Below are 17,834 nucleotides of genomic sequence, written 5' to 3'. Positions count from 1 at the left end.
CCAATGTCACTGAATGAAGTGCATATTTCTAGCTTAATCGTCCATTGTGCTCCAGAGCATTTAGCTACGATCAAGTCACAGATTGAAGAGATTGATAACGCAGAGATATACGGTGAGAGCCCTGAAGGGAAAATCGTCGTTGTAATGGAGACTGAGAATCAAGGTTTCATTACTGACAATATCGAAGTAATCAACAACTTACCAAACGTTTTGAGCACTGTTTTGGTTTATCACCAAATAGAAACTGAGCTTGACGAAAACGAATCACAAAATAAAAACACTGGAACTCAACATTCCCAAACCGAGGGTGAAGTATGAAGATGACAAGACGAGCGTTTGTGAAAGCAAACGCGGCAGCATCAGCAGCAGCGGTCGCAGGTATTACATTACCAGCTTCAGCTACTAACCTGATCGCTAGCTCAGACCAAACTAAAATCACATGGGATAAAGCGCCTTGTCGTTTTTGTGGTACGGGTTGTTCTGTTCTTGTAGGAACGCAAAACGGCAAAGTCGTTGCGACACAAGGTGACCCTGAAGCACCAGTCAACAAAGGCCTTAACTGTATTAAAGGTTACTTCCTTTCTAAGATCATGTATGGACAAGACCGTCTAACTCAGCCACTTCTTCGTATGAAAGATGGCAAATATGATAAAGACGGCGACTTCGCTCCAGTTTCGTGGGATGTTGCTTTCGACACAATGGCTGAAAAGTGGAAAGAAGCGCTTAAGAAGCAAGGTCCATCAGGCGTTGGTATGTTTGGTTCTGGCCAGTGGACAGTAATGGAAGGTTACGCTGCCGCTAAGATGATGAAAGCAGGTTTCCGCTCAAACAACATCGACCCTAACGCGCGTCACTGTATGGCATCCGCGGTAGGTGCATTCATGCGTACTTTCGGTATCGATGAACCTATGGGCTGTTACGATGACTTTGAGAACGCGGATTCTTTCGTGCTTTGGGGTTCGAACATGGCAGAAATGCACCCTGTTCTATGGACTCGTATCACTGACCGCCGTCTTAGCCACCCACATGTTAAAGTAAACGTACTGTCTACTTACTACCACCGTTCTTTCGAGCTAGCAGACAAAGGCTATATTTTCGAGCCACAGACAGACCTTGCAATTGCTAACTTCATCGCTAACTACATCATCGAAAACGATGCCGTAAACTGGGATTTCGTTAATAAGCACACTAACTTCAAGCAAGCGACAACAGACATCGGCTATGGTCTACGTGACGATGATCCGCTTCAGAAAGCAGCAGCAAACCCTAACTCGGGTAAAATGTCTTCTATCTCATTTGAGGAGTACAAGAAGTCAGTTGCGCCTTACACAGTTGAAAAAGCATCTGAGATGTCTGGAGTTTCTGAAGAGCAACTTATCGAGCTTGCTAAACAGTACGCAGATCCAGATACAAAAGTAATGTCACTATGGACTATGGGTATGAACCAACATACTCGTGGTGTATGGATGAACAGCTTGATTTACAACATTCACCTACTAACAGGTAAGATTGCGACTCCTGGTAATAGCCCCTTCTCACTAACAGGCCAGCCATCAGCGTGTGGTACTGCACGTGAAGTTGGTACGTTCGCACACCGTCTACCTGCAGATATGGTTGTTGCTAACCCTAAACACCGTAAGATTGCTGAAGGTATCTGGAATATTCCTGATGGTGTTATCCCACCAAAACCGGGGTACCACGCCGTTCTTCAAGACCGTATGCTTAAAGACGGCAAGCTTAACGCTTACTGGGTGATGTGTAACAACAACATGCAAGCGGGTCCAAACATCAACGGCGAACGTTTACCAGGTTACCGTAATCCTGAAAACTTTATCGTATGTTCTGACCCATACCCAACAGCAACCGCTCAAGCGGCCGATCTCGTTTTGCCTACAGCGATGTGGATCGAGAAAGAAGGTGCTTACGGTAACGCTGAGCGTCGTACTCAAGCTTGGTACCAACAAGTTGGAACTGTTGGCGAAGCAAAATCTGACTTATGGCAGGTTATGGAGTTCTCTAAACGCTTCAAGATGGAAGAAGTTTGGACTGAAGAGCAACTTGCTGCTGCGCCTCAATACCGCGGTAAAACCATGTATGACATGCTATTTGCTAACGGCGTGATCAATAAGTTCCCTATCGAAGAAGCTCGTGAACTAAACGACGATGCACACCACTTCGGTTACTACGTACAAAAAGGCCTTTTCGAAGAGTATGCTGCATTTGGTCGCGGCCATGGTCACGATTTAGCACCATACGATGTTTACCATGAAGTTCGTGGTCTTCGCTGGCCTGTAGTTGATGGCAAAGAAACACTGTGGCGCTTTAAAGAAGGCTCAGATCCATATGCGAAAGCAGGTTCTGGTTGGGACTTCTACGGTAAGCCAGATGGCAAAGCGCTCATTATCTCTGCTCCATATGAAGCGCCACCAGAAGCACCAGATGCTGAGTTCGATATGTGGTTATGTACTGGCCGTGTTCTTGAACACTGGCACACAGGTACTATGACTCGCCGTGTACCTGAGTTGTATAAAGCGGTTCCTGATGCTGTGTGTTACATGCACCCAGCAGATGCGAAAGCACGTGGCATTCGCCGTGGTGACGAAGTACTGATGGAGAACAAACGTGGTGAAGTACGTGTACGTGTTGAAACACGTGGCCGTAACCGCCCACCTGAAGGCTTAGTATTCGTACCGTTCTTTGACGCACGCATTCTTATAAACAAGCTAATTCTAGACGCAACTGATCCACTGTCTAAACAGACAGACTTCAAGAAGTGTCCAGTTAAGATCACTAAGATCGCTTAAATATGAATGCTCTGGCTGCCCTCTTTAAGGGCAGTCAGAATCAAGAATTTGGCCATTAGGCGGAGAATTAATAATGAAAAAATTTCTAATTGCACTGTTATCTGTTGGTGCTCTTATCAGCGGCGCTGCCGTTGCTGAAATCGAAAACCCTGGCGGTATCGGTGGTCTTGAGTCTTTACGTGGTGCAAGTGAGCTTGAAGCAACTCGTTCTGCAGATGACTTTAAAAAGTTCCCACGTGAACAAGTACTAGACAGCAGTTTTGTCTATCAGCCACCACTGATCCCACATAACATTCGTAGCTACGAAGTGTCTCTAAATGCAAACAAATGTCTAGCCTGTCACAGCTGGAAAAACGCAAAAGAGATGGGCGCAACTAAGATCAGTGTCACTCACTACGTAAACCGTGAAGATGCTGTACTCGCTGATGTATCACCTCGCCGTTACTTCTGTCTTCAATGTCACGTTCCTCAAGCAAACGCAAAACCGCTTGTTGAAAATGAATACAAGAGTGTAGATGCGCTTAAATAAGCACACGTGAGTAAATAAGAGGCTACCTATGAAATTATTGAAAGCGTTTTGGAAGAGACTAGCAAGTCCAAGTAAAGCTGCCGTTGGTGTGGTTTTATTTATGGGCTTTGCCGGTGGTCTTCTATTCTGGGGCGCATTTAACACGGGTATGGAAGCAACCAACACAGAAGAGTTCTGTTCTGGTTGTCACGCACCTATCGTCGAAGAGATTCAAGAAACGATTCACTATTCTAACCGTTCTGGTGTTCGTGCAATTTGTTCAGATTGTCACGTTCCTCATGAGTGGACAGATAAGATCGTACGTAAAGTTCAGGCATCCAAAGAGCTTTATGCCCACTTTATTGCTAAGACCATCGACACCCCTGAGAAATTCCAGGAGCGTCGTGCTCACTTAGCCGAACGTGAATGGTCTCGTTTGAAGAAGAATGACTCTCTCGAGTGTCGTAACTGTCACCAGTTCGAGTACATGGATTTCTCTGAGCAAAGCACGCGTAGCGCTAAGCAACACTCTACTGCCCTTGCATCAGGTGAGAAGACCTGTGTAGATTGCCATAAAGGTATCGCACACAAGCTGCCTGACATGCATGGCGTCGAAGGCTGGCAATAAGGACACTGAATTATGAGTACATTAGAATCTGTAATTTGGCATATCCTAGGTTATAGCGCTATGCCAGTAATTGTTTTATCCGGCTTCGCGGTCGTAGCTGCCATCTGCGTTTGGCTACTTTCGCTAAGTAAAGATAAAGAGGTTTAATTGACTCAACTTGAGTCATTACACTTATAGCGCTTTTTCAATTTTGCCTATTTTGTATCAAGCGTAAAAAAGCCACCGTGTATACGGTGGCTTTTTTTTATTATGCTTAAATTAAGCTTCTGGATAACCTTGAGGGTTGTTTGACTGCCAGCGCCAAGTATCAGCAGTCATCTCTTCTAATGAACGCTTAGCTTGCCACTCAAGTTCGTTCATCGCCTTAGCAGGGTTTGCCCAACATTCGGCAATATCACCAGGGCGACGTTCTACAATCTTGTATGGCACTTGCTTTCCAGATGCAAGTTCAAACGCTTTGACCATTTCAAGCACACTTGAGCCATTGCCTGTACCTAAGTTGTAGATATGCAATCCATCTTTACGCCCTACTTTCTTCAGAGCGGCAATGTGGCCGTCAGACAAGTCCATCACATGGATATAGTCACGAACACCTGTACCATCAGGCGTTGGGTAATCATTACCAAAAACAGACAGAAACTCACGACGCCCTACTGCAACTTGCGAAACGAAAGGCATCAGGTTGTTTGGGATACCTTGCGGATCTTCGCCCAGTTCACCACTAGGGTGAGAACCGACAGGGTTAAAGTAACGCAGTAGCGTAATGCTCCAATCCGGGTTCGCTTGCTGAAAGTCAGTTAAACACTCTTCCACCATAAGCTTGCTACGACCATATGGATTAGTCGCACTGGTAGGAAAATCTTCCGTGATAGGCACAGATGCCGGATCACCATAAACAGTCGCTGAAGATGAGAAAACCAACGACTTTACGCCTACTTCGCGCATCGCATCCACAAGAACTAACGTACCATTTACGTTGTTATCGTAATATTCAAGCGGCTTCTCAACCGACTCACCGACCGCTTTTAGACCTGCAAAATGAATTACGGCATCAATGTGATGCGTTTCTAGAGCATCCTTTAGTCGCTCTTTATCACGAATATCACCTTCAATAAAATGCGGTCTAACACCAGAGACTTTCTCGATTCGCTCAAGCACTGAAGATTTGCTGTTGTACAAGTTATCGAAAATAACAGGTTTCATCCCTGCTTCAATCATCTGAATACAGGTATGGCTACCGATATAACCCATACCACCAGTTACTAGAACATTCATATTGCTAACCTTTTGAAATCACTGACCGTATAATAAAGAAGTGTTACTACAAAACATAGGCCATAATTGCCTCAAACAGCAAAGTTAGCTTTGGTTGATGACATATCGACCTTTTCCGCTACTTTTCGCTTGATACATTGCGGTGTCGGCAGCTTTAAGCCACTGATCTAAATTCTCACTCAAATTAGCGGAATAGTGAACGCCAATACTCGCACCAACCTTAAGAACTCGCCCTCTATAAACGATGTCGCGCTGAATAACGTCGATCAGCTCTTCGGCAATCGCAGATATTTTTGTCACCGTTGTTTTGGTCACGAGTACAACAAATTCATCACCAGAAAGTCGTGCTACCAAGTCATGGCTTGTAAACATGGATAACAGGCGCTCTGCGACTTGTTTTAACACTTCGTCACCCGCGTCATGACCATACGTATCATTGACCCCTTTAAAGCCATCCAGATCAAGGTACAAGAGTGCTACGCCTTCGTTGGTATCACGTTCAATCGTTAACGTTTCATCCAGTACTCGATACAGCTTGGCACGATTGGCCAACCCCGTTAACGAGTCATGGTGCGCTAGGTACTCTAGCCTTTCCATCTCTTTGAGATTAGACAGATCTGAAAGGATATAAACGTAATCGTAACTATTGATACCTTCGGTACTGACAATGCGCGATACCTTAACAAACATCGGTACCTTGTGACCTTGTAAATGTTTTTCCCAGATCTCACCTTGCCACTGGCCGTATTGCTCCACAGACTCTTTTATTTTGGGTATTAGTGAATAAAACTGTTGCCACTCAAAGGAATTTTCGGCTTTCTTGCCGAGTAGTAACTCCTGAGTATAACCAAGTAAGCGTGTGACAGCAGGATTAACCATGGTAATCACATCATTCTCATCAGTAACAATAAGGCCATCTTGGCTGTTTTCAAACACACCGGCCGCCAAACGCTGACGCCTTAATGCTGCTTCGACTTCGGTAATATCTTGAATTGCGAACAGTACTTGACCTACCTTGCTTAACTGCGTGGAACTGATGTTTAACAATTGGTGGTTGTTAAACACATCCATGACCCAAACTTGCTTATCCGTAAACTCCGAATGGCGATGAATAGCATCCGAAATAACTGAGGAGTTTCCCTCATTGACGATATCAACCAGTTTAGTCCCTTTAAGGTAAGCCGTTGTACAACGGAACAAATCGCATGCTGCAGGGTTAAAGTGAATAATCTCGCCACGAGAATTGACAACAATTAGAGCATGCTTAACCGTTTCAACCACTTCATTGGCGAACGACTTTTCTTCTTCAAGCTTATCTAACGTGAATGCAACCTGCTGCTCACGTTGCTTTAACCGATCAAGCATGGTGTTGAACGCCTTAACAAGGGCGCCAATTTCATCATTTGCCGCGGGTAATATATTTAGCCCAGTTTGTTTGCGATCGATAAAAGAACGCATACCGACATTAAGGTTATATACCGGCCCTAAGATGTACTTCTGAACCGTCATGTACAGTACGAGACCCGCAACTGCCAATAACACGAAAAACAGTAAACTATTGAGCAAAGCATGAGTGTACAAACTATCGAAAGAGGCTTTGGAGATTGTCACCCTAAGATTGGCAATAACTTCTTTTTCTAACTCTACGGGAACAAGTAAAAAGATGTATTCATCACCAATTGAATAGCTATTCAATGCAATTTCTTCGCGCTGACGTTCAGTGGGCACTGGAGCGACTGCCCCATCACGTTCATACATTGCAAAGAGCTGGCCATCGGATGTATACAGTTTTACTCGGTACACTTCATCATCTGCTGAAAAGGCATCAAGCACCTCTGTTGCGCTTAGACTATCACTGAAGAGAATTGCTGCTTGTAGGTTGTAGGCAACTCCTTTCGCGAGTATGCCAACTCGATTAATTAAGTTTTCTTTCTGAGTTTCAAAAGAGTTAAAGAAGGAATAGCCTTGAGAAACAACAAAAATCAGCCCGGTAAACATAATGATCGGTACGATCAGTTTACTTTTCAAAGAGAGGTCAGTAAGGAGCTTCATTGTTTACCTCCTTCAATCTCAGCAACACGTAAAAAGTTCGATGACAATCGGTATCCAGAAATGTTGTTCAAATTCACCTTGGGTTTTATTTTCCCTTGTTTTTCTACGAGTTCTATTGCACCACCATCACGAGTAAATTGTTTCATTCCACCAATGGTCACCGTCCCTTTAGGTACGCCCTCCAACAGGTTAAAATTACTGCGCTCACTGATATACAACACGTCACAATCTGCGTTTGTAATATTGAGAGGTTTATTTCGTACCTGTTTTCCCCGAGTTATTTGTACAAGGATTTTTTGAATTTCTGAGTCATCAGCAACACAGATATTAATTCTGTTCATCTCTAACTCTTTATCCCACTGGATGAACGTCACTATACGATACAGATAAACGGCCTTAACTTGTTCTGGGGTATACTTTGACCATGCAGGCGTGGATAGACCAAACACAACAAATAAAATAAGTAATCTAGACCAAAGGCGATTAATAAGCATGACTCACCCTCAGCGCGACACTTTGTTCCTGTTTATAACGCCCATACGCTTCTTCATAGTAGCCTTCCCCCTCAGCAAGGTTTTTCACTAACAGTTCGACCAGAGGTGATGAAGGTGTATTCTGCCAACCTAAACGGACATCAAGAGCAAGAAAGTTATCAAGTTCGGACTGGTTGCCATAGTCAATTGATTGGCCTCTCAGTACCATGTCAAACTCAACTTGGTCGGTAATACTCCACAAGCTCTGCATAGAGGCAATGTGTTGAGAATCGATAGAGAAATAATCAATATCACTACCATTACTATTGCCGGAAGACTGCCAGTCCTGATCGAGTGTTAAATAACTATAGGCTCCATATAAAGCAAAGGTGTCGGTAATCACCCAATGAGCAGCGACTTCGACGCCGAACGAATCCACGACATAATCTGAGTTAGATTGATAAACATCGATCTGATAATAGTCGGGGTGAACACCCACGTATTCCTGGCCAACAATATTGTCATACTGACTGAAATAAATCGTACCATCGAGTTCAAAGTCGAACGCAACATGGCGATAGCCAAGCTCATATGTGAGGACACTTTCAATTTGTTCAGATTCGTTTGATGAGGAGAGCGAATAGAAATATTCATACTTAGTAGAGTCAGTAGAACAATCTTCTCCAGTTGGACAGTAGGTCCCCGTAGAAATAAATGACGAGTTGGTATCCATATAAGATGGCGCTATCGCACTACGCCCTATGCCCGCCCAGATGCTATTGGTATCATCAAGGCTGTATATTGCACGCGCTTGCGGTGACAGCTCTACCTCATCATTTTGTTCAAAGTACTCCGCCTTAGCGCCAATAACAGTAGTAAATTTTGAGGTCCAAGATGCAGTGTGTTGGAGGAAGACATTCGCGATACTGTCTGACGCAGAATCTATATTGTACAAACGAATATAGTAATGTGAATCATCAAAGTCATAGCCTTCCAATTGATGATAGAAATCAAGGTGAATAAAGCGGTATCCGCCCCCATAAGTAATACTATGGCTATCGTTTAGTGCAGTAATAAAGTTAGCTTCGGCGTCAACAGTAAGGTACTTTCCGGGCGCATCGTACGCTGAATCATGGTTTTGTTGAAACCAGAGACGATAATTGCTGTCTGTATCTGTAGAAAGCTGAACAGATTTATCGTACTGGGCGTAATATGAGTAACTATCTATCTCTTCCGTTTCAGATTGGATGTCGGTGTAATAACCATTTTCATAACTAACCTTGAAGATGTTTTCATCAAAACTCGCTTGTTCTCCCCCAACTCTTAAGCTCCAATCATCAACCTTTTCAAACACCATTCCTGCTAAATGGGTAGTCCATCTCGTCGGGTCTTTAATTGGATCGCGTTTAATTGACTTGTACTTATAGAATGCACGAGCATAAACATCATCGGCCAGTTCGAAACCTTGACGAACCCCTAGATTATACCCACCATATTGTTCATAAGTTGCCGTAACTAAACCACCCTGAGTTTTCTCTGCTGACTTAGTGACGATGTTGATCACACCGTTTTCAGCATTACCACCCCAGATCGTTCCTGCTGGACCTCGAAGCACCTCAATGCGCTCAATGTCTTCAAGTAGATAGTCAATTTCCGCCCAATAGACACCACCGTAAACAGGGCTATATAAACTGCGACCATCTTGCAGAACCAACATCTTATTAAAAAGACCGCCATGAAAGCCACGACTCGAAACGGTTGGCTCAGTAGCAGAGAAATGACTCACCCTTAACCCGGGAATAAGCGCTAAAGCTTCAGCGATTGTTTTGACTCCACTACGCTTAATACGCTCCCCTTCAAGAACATAAACGGCCGCGGGTATATCCGTCAGCTTTTGCGAAAACTTTGAAGCAGTTTCCATAGTCACATCGAGCATAGAAAGTTCTTCTAAACTCATCGACATTAGATCTGTAAGATCATCATTGGCGTTGGCTGAAAAACAACACAGTGTGGCAATCGATGATATAAACGTTCTGTTGACCATAGCTAAGCCTGATACATTAGATATTGCTATTATTCCATCTATCATTATCAAATTACATACAGAACATCATATTTTTACTATTTGTTAGGCAAATAATGAGTCTGATCACTGTTTGTATTCCTCAATTGAAAGATGTTAATAAATACCTCTTACATCGGAGCAACGCTTGATGAGTAAAAGCACAACTTATTTAAACTGTGATATGGGCGAAAGCTACGGTTCATGGGAAATGGGAAACGACCCCGCCGTGATGCCACATATTGATATGGCAAATATCGCATGTGGATTTCACGCAGCTGATCCCATCATCATGAACAACACCATTCGACTCGCTGTCGCTCACGATGTAAAAATTGGCGCTCACCCTAGTTACCCCGATCTTCAGGGGTTTGGGCGCCGTAGCATTCCGATGTCAGCTGAAGAAATTACCGCAATGATCATTTATCAAGTGGGCGCTCTAAAAGCCTTATGTGAAAGTCATAATACTGAAGTGACTTATATAAAGCCTCATGGCGCACTCTACAACGATATGCAGACTGATCTAACGGTTTTCGAGGCCGTGGTTGATGCCGTCGCGAGCTTTGAACTTCCGCTCATGACATTAGCCATTACCGACAATCAAGCGCTCCTCGATATTGCTGATAGCTACAATGTCCCTCTTTTATTTGAAGCTTTTGCCGATCGACGGTATCAGGCAAACGGCCTACTTGCACCACGCAGTATACCTGATGCTGTGATTCATAACCGAGACGATCTACTCAGTCAGGTACAACAAATTATCCGGTATAAAAAGGTCCGTACCATCGATGGATTTTTGATTCCTCTCGAAGCTGACACAATTTGCGTCCATGGAGACAATGAAGAGAGCATTTCAATGATTCAAGCGATTCGAACCTTGATTAAAGCAGAAGAAGGTGTTGAATGAATATAGAAACTTCCATTGATCCCGTCGCAGAGTGCTCGATCTTAATTAAATTCAATAGCGAACCTTGCGACCATCTATCTTGGGTCATTGGTCAGATTAGCCAACACCTCAGCAATCAACTCGGTCCATGGGTTATGAACGTAACCCCTTCTTTTACGACAATCTTGATAGACTACCTTCCCCATCGCATTTCAATTTTCGAATTCGTTCCCTACTTGGAACATCTCGTCACCCAAGCGTTATCAGAACTGCCCGATCATCACAGTTCAACTATGATTGAGTTACCTGTGTTCTACGACATCACAGTAGGCCCCGATCTTGATCTTTATCAGCAGCAAGGCATTGATATCAAAACGGTCATTGAAGCTCACCACGACCAAATCTATACCGTTGGCGCGATAGGCTTTACCGCAGGGTTCGCATTTTTAACCAACGTTGATGACCGAATACGCTTGCCACGTAAAGCGAGTCCGAGAGTAGCACTACCGAAAGGAAGTGTCGGTATTGCCAACAACCAAACAGCTATTTATCCTTGTGAAAGTCCGGGAGGGTGGAACATTATCGGTAATTGTCCAATAGATTTGTACCATCCCGATACGTCCCCTATTTTGCCTTTCTCGATTGGCTGTCAGGTCAAGTTTTATCCCATTGGTTTAGAAGAGTTTAAACAGTTAGGCGGACAAGTTTCGGAGGGCTGGCAATGAGTAAATCCTATTGTATTGAGGTCATTAAGCCAGGACAGCAGACACTAGTCCAAGATTTTGGCCGTTTTGGCTATTCGCATTTTGGTATTGCTCAAGGTGGGCCTATTGATGATTATGCTTACAGTTGGGCAAATCATCTACTCGGTAATTCCATCAACGCGCCTTCACTTGAAATCACGCTCGGACAAGCTGAGTTTCTCTGTCATGCGTCATGTGAAATGGCAATCGCAGGCGGTGACCTCAATGCGCGCTTAGACGGTAAACCTATCGAGAACTGGTCAACATTCAGGGCGCTCAAAGGACAAAGTCTCACTTTTGGATTACCTAAAAATGGACTGCGTGCTTACTTAGCCATTAAAGGTGGGTTTAGCATCCCTCAGCAACTTGGAAGTGTTGCTACTGTCAGCCGAGATAAACTTGGCGGCATAAGCCAAGGCCACCCTCTTGCGCTTGGTGACGTACTCAGCTTTACTCCGCATCAGATTTCGTCGCAGACCAAGCAGATGACCTTTCGTTATAAACCAGACTACGACCTGCCACTTGAGCTACGCCTAATCGAAGGTTATCAAGTGGATGAATTTAATCGCGATCAAGTAGATTTACTGTACAAGATTGAGTTCGAGGTAAGCCAGCTCATTGATCGTATGGGTTATAGGCTGACAAATGGAAGCATTCAAGTACCAAGTAAAGAGTATCTAAGTGAAGGCATTGCTCTAGGAGCGGTACAAATTCCACCAAATGGTGAACCCATCATTTTACTTAACGATCGACAGACTATTGGCGGATACCCGAAAGTGGGCTGCGTCGCCAGAATTGATTTGCCAAGACTGGCGCAAGCTAAACCCGGTCAGAAAGTGCGTTTTGTTAAAGGTGACTTACTAGGATTGCAGGATGTTTGGTCGCAGTGGGCACGCTTCTTTGGCTACTAAAGATATGAGGTGGTGAGTACCACCTCTATTGTTTTACACCATAGTAACGTGCAAGCCATTCTGGATAACCCCTTTCCATCGCAAGTTGAACAGCTTTGCTCTCAACGTCTTGATGAGTCAATGCCATACTGACAGGATGGAGCTGCTCAACAGATTTTCCGCCATACTCATACAGTTCCCACGTATCAACGAGTTTGACTGCCGCCTCCAACGCTGACGACCCTTTTACCACTTCAACGCGCGCGTAATGTTCACCTTCAAATGTGACATCCGCTGCTCGCAAAGTGTCGTCTTTACCCGGAATTTGTTGAGCGCCAAATAATGGAGTTCCATATTCATGTGCACTTCCATATGTAGGAACAAAACGAGCCATATGATTGATAGCGCGCCGACTGCGGTCAATGATCACATCGTCGTTCCAACCCTTTTTGATTTTCTTGATCAAACGGTTTGGCAGCAACGGCTGAGAAGATTTCCCCTGCGTCGCGACAAGACCATCCTCAAATAAGGTAATATCCTTCGTCATACCATGTAGCTGAAATATACCATTCGGATAAGGCGTCAACTGTGCCATACCATTCGGCGTCCCTCTTGGCCCATGAAAGATAACTTCAGGCCACAGTTCATCGCATGAATCCCATTGGGTCACGTAAGCCGCTTTAAACTCAACTAAACGTTCACGTGGTTTATTGGCTAAATCATCGATTGCCCCGGTTTCATAGCCACATGCATTCACTAGGTAATCAACCTCTGTGATCTTACGCTCGCCATTACTCGCTAGGTATTCAATCTTCCAACCATCAGATTGCTCTTCAACACCAACCACTTCAGTATTCGTGAGCAACTGGCAATTGGGCATTTTCTCTAAGGCAAGCGTCGCTGATGCAGCAATACGAAAAACACTCCAGCCATGCTCTTGAACCGCAACCACGGGGAACTTTAGACCTTCGAGGTCAGTATGCTTGGCAAATGGAATCATCCATTCATCGATAGTTTGAGGGTTTGCTGGCTGAGACTTTGTCGCCAGTGCTTCTAGATCCTCTTTACTGTAAAAACAATAGTAGTCATTAGGTTCACCAAGGACTTTGTTCGCACTATCAATTTTCACTAGCTCAGCATAACACTTTTGAATCGTAATCAGCCGTTCGTAAAGCTCTTCAGGGCTTCCGCCATCGCTGTAGGGAACCGCAATGACGGTTGGTCGATGGTTAATCGTATTTGGATATAGACGAACCGTTTCGATAGATTGCTTGAGCAGCTCAATACACTGCTCCGTATCAATCTCTCTGTACAAATTTCCACCAGCATGTAAATGACAGATGGGAGGACCGCTCACCAAGCCAGCCCCTTTCTCAATCAAAGTGACGTTTAGGCCAAGCTCAGCTAGGTGTAATGCGGTAGTTGCACCAGCTATACCACCACCGATAATGGCAATTCTAGTGTGCATCGCGTTGTCGTTATGAGGTTGCATTTATGTCGCTAATCCTTTCATTCTCAGGACATTTTACTGTTTATACACGACGAATAAAATCACATTTTTTGCAGGGTGAAATGAGACAATTTCACAGCGAAAAAAATCAAAAAAAAACTTGACTGATAAATTGAGAATTTTGAATAAATCACCACTGTGAATAACAGAACTCGCCAACGCTTTTATAAACTGGGGCTTGCCGCCGATTGAAGTTATCTACAGGCCTAGTTATCCAAAACTTTATCCACTGTTTTTGTGGATAACTAAACATCTAGGCCTGTGAGTATTTAGCTAAACGCTTTATTTACAGGGGTTAACAGCCGTTTTATAAGACTGTTCACAACTAATGCAAGTGTGAAAAACGTGCCACTAGGTAGTGCAATCCAAAGCAGTTGATGAAGGTTTGGGGTTAACTCGAACCCATATGACATAATGGCGCCAACAACCAGCTCTGAACCAATAATTGCAATAAAACTCGCCACCAAGGCCATCAACCCATATTCTGCCCATATGGTTTGTTGTACGCGCTTCCGGCTCGCACCTAAGGTCCGATATAACTGTATCTCGTCTTGTCTTTGACCCAAACTCAATCGTAGTAGAGTAAATATCAACAATAAGCCCGACACCACACCGATTGCAGCCAAAAGGGTAATTGACCAAACTATTTGTGACAGTAGCTGCTGAATCTTCTCTCCCATTACTCGTATATCCATCAGGCTCACGGTTGGGTGCTGCCTAGAAAGCGCGTTCAGTACTTGGTCGTTACTTTCCTCAACTCGGAAACTCACTAAATACGTCGCCGGAATATCTGCCAGCACATCAGGAGTGAAGATGAAATAGAAGTTGGGTTTCATATCCCGCCACTCGACATTTCTTATCGAATTGACGCTTGCGGTCACCTCATGACTGTTAATAACAAAGCTAAGTTCATCTCCCACGTTTAAGCCGAAATCGCGTGCGACATCGGCTTCAACGGACACCCCACCTTTTTGGCTCCAATCGCCACGAATGATTTCATTGTGATTTGGATTAGCGTCAGCAAACGTAAAGTTAATCTCTCGCCTTAGAACATCAGACCCTTCTTCCCCTTGCGCTTGTGACTTGGCATCTTGCCCATTTATGTTGACCAAACGTCCTCTAATAATTGGGTAAGCGTCTGAACGTGCAATGGCGTTGTCATCAAGCACCTTCAAATAGGCATCTTTCTCATAGGGCGCAATATTGAGCGCAAACGCGTTTGGCGCATCTGCAGGTAAAGTTCGTTGCCAATCGGTCAGTAAATCAGTTCTCACCAACCACATCGTAGAGAGCAGCATCAGTGATAGTGCTAACGCGCCAAATTGTACCCCGGTCGCAGATACCGAGCGGTTAATTCGACTTAACGCTAACTTAAATGCCGTATTTAACGGCACCTTCGCCAGTAATCGAGTAATCACAACACTGATTAACGCTAACAAAATAAATAGCGAGACCATGCCACCAAGAACTATCCAAACGAACAGGTTGTCATAGTAGGTGATCAACATTGGAATCACTGGCACCAGAATCAATGCAAAACGACCTAGTCCAACTTGGCGCTGTTCACCCTCTTGCATCACATTCACAGCACTGACATTGACTAAACCGATTAGCGGAATACCCAACGCAGGCACTGCAATTAATATGCTGGTACTGATCGCAATCAGGGCCGGTTTAATGCCGTAGCTAGGTAACGGATTAGGTAGCAGGTCGACTAAAGGGATCCTCAGCAAAAACTCGAGACCTATCCCCAATGCAATTCCGATCACTACAGCCGTCACCAATAAGATGGTGACTTGCGTTATCAGCCAACGCGTTACCCAAGCTTTACTCGCACCTAGGCTTTTTAGCATTGCGATAGTCTTACGGCGTGTGGCGACATAATGCTGACAGGTCAATACGAGCGTTGTCGCCGCCATGATCACAACGATGGCGACGGTTAAGGAGAGATATTGCTCGGTGCGCTGAAATACTTCATTGGTGCGACTGGCACTATTTTGATCACGCCAACGATCACTCGGCGTAAGCTCAACATTTTGTTTAAGCTGCTCAATAACATCACTATCCCCATTGAGGAAGACGCTATAACGAACTCGGCTGCCGAGTTGAATCGCGCCAGTTTTGTCCAAATCAGCAGAGTGGATAAACGCAGATGGCATTTGCTGAAATGGGTTAAAACTCAGACCCGGCTCTTCTAAGATACGCCCTGTAACGACGAAATCCGCATCGCCAACCGTGACACCGTCACCAATAGTGACATCAAGTTGGTTAAACAGACGTTCATCAAGCCATAGTTCGCCAGGCTTAACTTTGCCAAACACGGCCTGATCATCAGTTAGCCTAAACTCCCCTTGCAGCGGATATTGTTCATCAACAGCTTTAACAGTAATAAGCTTCATGCCGTTATCACTAAATGCCATTGTGGCGAAACGAGTTTGAGTGGTATGGGTTAACGCGTAAGATTCAATGAGTTGTTCAAAAGACGCATCTATTGGATTTGCTGACACGAAAACCGTATCAGCCGTCAACGCTTCTTTTCCTTGCTTTACGACTACCTGCTCCATACGCTCAGCAAGGGCACTCAAAGCAAAAATACAGGCCATAATCAAAACAAGAGCAATGGTCACAGGCCAAAGCTGCCCTTGTTTAATCTCACTTAGGCTCCAGCGTATAAATCGTTTATTTAGCTCTGCTTTTTCCTCAACAGCCATTATGACTCCTCCAACTGCCCAGCCGTCATTGTGAAAATACGGTCACAACGCTGGGCCAAGTTTTGGTCATGAGTCACGAGTACTAAGGTCGTACCATGTTGTTTATTTAAATCGAATAGCAGTTTGATGACGTTACTTGCGGTTTGTTGGTCTAAGTTACCCGTTGGTTCATCTGCAAACAGAATTTTGGGCTCAATCATAAACGCTCGGGCTAAAGCAACTCGTTGCTGCTCACCACCAGAAAGCTGTGAAGGTGAATGGTTAACTCTATGTTCCAGGCCAACGGACGTAAGGAGCTCAATCGCCCTTTGCTTGTTTTCCGCTTCGCCTTTTAGTAAACAAGGTAACGTCACGTTATCTAACGCACTTAAGCTAGGAATGAGCAGGAAACTTTGGAAAACAAAGCCAACAGATTCACTGCGTATCGCTGCTCGAGCTTCATCGTCTAAGGTGTGGAGCGGTTGTCCTAAAAGGTCAACTTCACCTTTTGATGGTGTATCTAGCCCAGCAAGAAGTGTCATCAGTGTCGACTTTCCTGCGCCAGACGTACCAACGATCGCAACACTCTCGCCGGATTTTATGTCTAGGCTCACATTATCAAGGATTGTTAATTGTTCCTGATTAGTAGAGACTACTTTAGATAATGATTCTGCTTTAATTACGGATGTTTGCATGTTTCGACGACTTTCCTTTCTAGTTCTAATTCTTGTTCTAAATCCTGCATACAGTAAGACGCTAATGGTATTCGGTGATAGCTTAAGTGCCGGATACCAAATGCCAATCGCCAAAGCGTGGCCTTCTTTATTACCTGCTGACCTAAAGAGTAAAGGCCAAACAGTTACTGTAGTGAACGCGAGTATTTCTGGCGATACCACTGGCAATGGTTTGGCTCGCCTGCCTAACCTTCTTGAGCAACATCAGCCAGACTATGTTTTGATCGAACTTGGGGCCAACGACGGTTTACGTGGTTTTCCACCTGGGCTAGTTCAAAACAATCTAACACAGATCATACGTTTGATTAGAGAATCGGGGGCAAATCCTCTGCTGATGCAAATTCATGTCTTACCCAACTATGGCAAACGTTACACGGAAGCCTTCTCTGCCGTCTATCCCTCCGTGTCTCAATCCCTTGATATTCCTTTACTGCCATTTTTTCTTGAAGGCGTAATCATAAAGCCCGAGTGGATGATGGAAGACGGCCTCCATCCAAAACCCGAAGCACAAGCTTGGATATCGAACTTTGTTGCTGAGCAGCTAATTAATCACCTCTAATTGCCCTAGCTCAATAAACT

16 protein-coding genes are annotated in these 17,834 nt (G+C 44.5%); 9 read left to right on the top strand and 7 right to left on the bottom strand.

Annotated elements, in window-relative coordinates; translation table 11 throughout:
• Positions 1 to 3 precede the first annotated feature (3 nt).
• The 5 genes from VIA_RS06085 to VIA_RS21635 all read left to right on the top strand — a co-directional run bounded on the left by VIA_RS06085 (position 4) and on the right by VIA_RS21635 (position 4,087).
• Complete coding sequence (locus tag VIA_RS06085) at positions 4 to 318, top strand: chaperone NapD (protein WP_004411721.1); 315 nt, start codon at positions 4 to 6, stop codon at positions 316 to 318.
• Positions 315 to 2,804: a periplasmic nitrate reductase subunit alpha gene (napA, locus tag VIA_RS06080; protein ID WP_004411720.1), complete on the top strand. Its 2,490-nt coding sequence runs from the start codon at positions 315 to 317 to the stop codon at positions 2,802 to 2,804. The genes VIA_RS06085 and napA overlap by 4 nt, the downstream gene beginning before the upstream one ends.
• A 73-nt stretch (positions 2,805 to 2,877) precedes the next feature.
• The gene (locus VIA_RS06075) at positions 2,878 to 3,333 is read left to right on the top strand and encodes a nitrate reductase cytochrome c-type subunit (protein WP_004411719.1); all 456 of its coding nucleotides are present in this window, start codon (positions 2,878 to 2,880) and stop codon (positions 3,331 to 3,333) included.
• A 28-nt stretch (positions 3,334 to 3,361) separates the two neighbouring features.
• On the top strand, positions 3,362 to 3,940 hold the full coding sequence (locus VIA_RS06070) for a NapC/NirT family cytochrome c (protein ID WP_004416593.1): 579 nt from the start codon (positions 3,362 to 3,364) through the stop codon (positions 3,938 to 3,940).
• Positions 3,941 to 3,952: 12 nt separating this feature from the next.
• Positions 3,953 to 4,087, top strand: coding sequence for a TIGR02808 family protein (locus VIA_RS21635; RefSeq protein WP_004411717.1), 135 nt, complete (start codon positions 3,953 to 3,955; stop codon positions 4,085 to 4,087).
• 111 nt (positions 4,088 to 4,198) lie between these two features.
• Here the strand turns inward: VIA_RS21635 and galE are convergent, their stop codons facing one another.
• The 4 genes from galE to VIA_RS06050 form a co-directional block, all read right to left on the bottom strand.
• On the bottom strand, positions 4,199 to 5,215 hold the full coding sequence (gene galE, locus VIA_RS06065; protein ID WP_004411716.1) for a UDP-glucose 4-epimerase GalE: 1,017 nt from the start codon (positions 5,213 to 5,215) through the stop codon (positions 4,199 to 4,201).
• Positions 5,216 to 5,299: 84 nt separating this feature from the next.
• Positions 5,300 to 7,267, bottom strand: a complete 1,968-nt coding sequence (locus VIA_RS06060; protein WP_004411714.1) for a sensor domain-containing diguanylate cyclase — start codon at positions 7,265 to 7,267, stop codon at positions 5,300 to 5,302.
• Positions 7,264 to 7,761, bottom strand: coding sequence for a YfiR family protein (locus tag VIA_RS06055; RefSeq protein ID WP_004416596.1), 498 nt, complete (start codon positions 7,759 to 7,761; stop codon positions 7,264 to 7,266). Before VIA_RS06055 ends, VIA_RS06060 begins: the two co-directional genes overlap by 4 nt.
• Complete coding sequence (locus VIA_RS06050) at positions 7,751 to 9,784, bottom strand: TonB-dependent receptor plug domain-containing protein (RefSeq protein WP_038210944.1); 2,034 nt, start codon at positions 9,782 to 9,784, stop codon at positions 7,751 to 7,753. Before VIA_RS06050 ends, VIA_RS06055 begins: the two co-directional genes overlap by 11 nt.
• Positions 9,785 to 9,953: 169 nt before the next feature.
• On the opposite strand from VIA_RS06050, the gene VIA_RS06045 reads away from it, so the two are divergent.
• From VIA_RS06045 to VIA_RS06035, 3 genes are read left to right on the top strand one after another with little or no spacing between them, the layout of a single operon-like run.
• Positions 9,954 to 10,709, top strand: coding sequence for a 5-oxoprolinase subunit PxpA (locus VIA_RS06045; RefSeq protein ID WP_004411710.1), 756 nt, complete (start codon positions 9,954 to 9,956; stop codon positions 10,707 to 10,709).
• Entirely contained in the window at positions 10,706 to 11,413 is a 708-nt protein-coding gene (locus tag VIA_RS06040; protein WP_004411709.1) for a 5-oxoprolinase subunit B family protein, read from the top strand. Before VIA_RS06045 ends, VIA_RS06040 begins: the two co-directional genes overlap by 4 nt.
• Complete coding sequence (locus VIA_RS06035; protein ID WP_004411708.1) at positions 11,410 to 12,342, top strand: 5-oxoprolinase subunit C family protein; 933 nt, start codon at positions 11,410 to 11,412, stop codon at positions 12,340 to 12,342. The genes VIA_RS06040 and VIA_RS06035 overlap by 4 nt, the downstream gene beginning before the upstream one ends.
• A 25-nt stretch (positions 12,343 to 12,367) precedes the next feature.
• On the opposite strand, the gene VIA_RS06030 is transcribed toward VIA_RS06035, so the two are convergent.
• The 3 genes from VIA_RS06030 to VIA_RS06020 form a co-directional block, all read right to left on the bottom strand.
• Positions 12,368 to 13,813: an FAD-dependent oxidoreductase gene (locus VIA_RS06030; protein WP_004411707.1), complete on the bottom strand. Its 1,446-nt coding sequence runs from the start codon at positions 13,811 to 13,813 to the stop codon at positions 12,368 to 12,370.
• 287 nt (positions 13,814 to 14,100) lie between these two features.
• Positions 14,101 to 16,542 carry an ABC transporter permease gene (locus tag VIA_RS06025; RefSeq protein WP_004411706.1) on the bottom strand — a complete coding sequence of 814 codons (2,442 nt, stop codon included), beginning with the start codon at positions 16,540 to 16,542 and terminating at the stop codon, positions 14,101 to 14,103.
• Complete coding sequence (locus VIA_RS06020) at positions 16,542 to 17,216, bottom strand: ABC transporter ATP-binding protein (protein ID WP_004411705.1); 675 nt, start codon at positions 17,214 to 17,216, stop codon at positions 16,542 to 16,544. The genes VIA_RS06025 and VIA_RS06020 overlap by 1 nt, the downstream gene beginning before the upstream one ends.
• Here VIA_RS06020 and tesA point away from each other — a divergent pair.
• Complete coding sequence (gene tesA / locus VIA_RS06015) at positions 17,215 to 17,814, top strand: multifunctional acyl-CoA thioesterase I/protease I/lysophospholipase L1 (protein WP_004411703.1); 600 nt, start codon at positions 17,215 to 17,217, stop codon at positions 17,812 to 17,814. The two genes, VIA_RS06020 and tesA, sit on opposite strands and share 2 nt — an antisense overlap.
• Positions 17,815 to 17,834 lie beyond the last annotated feature (20 nt).

Origin of the sequence: Vibrio orientalis CIP 102891 = ATCC 33934 (assembly GCF_000176235.1) — a bacterium.
In the GTDB taxonomy this organism is placed as follows: domain Bacteria; phylum Pseudomonadota; class Gammaproteobacteria; order Enterobacterales; family Vibrionaceae; genus Vibrio; species Vibrio orientalis.
The sequence above is the reverse complement of the archived record's forward strand: the minus strand, read 5'-3'. Positions and strand labels throughout refer to the sequence as shown.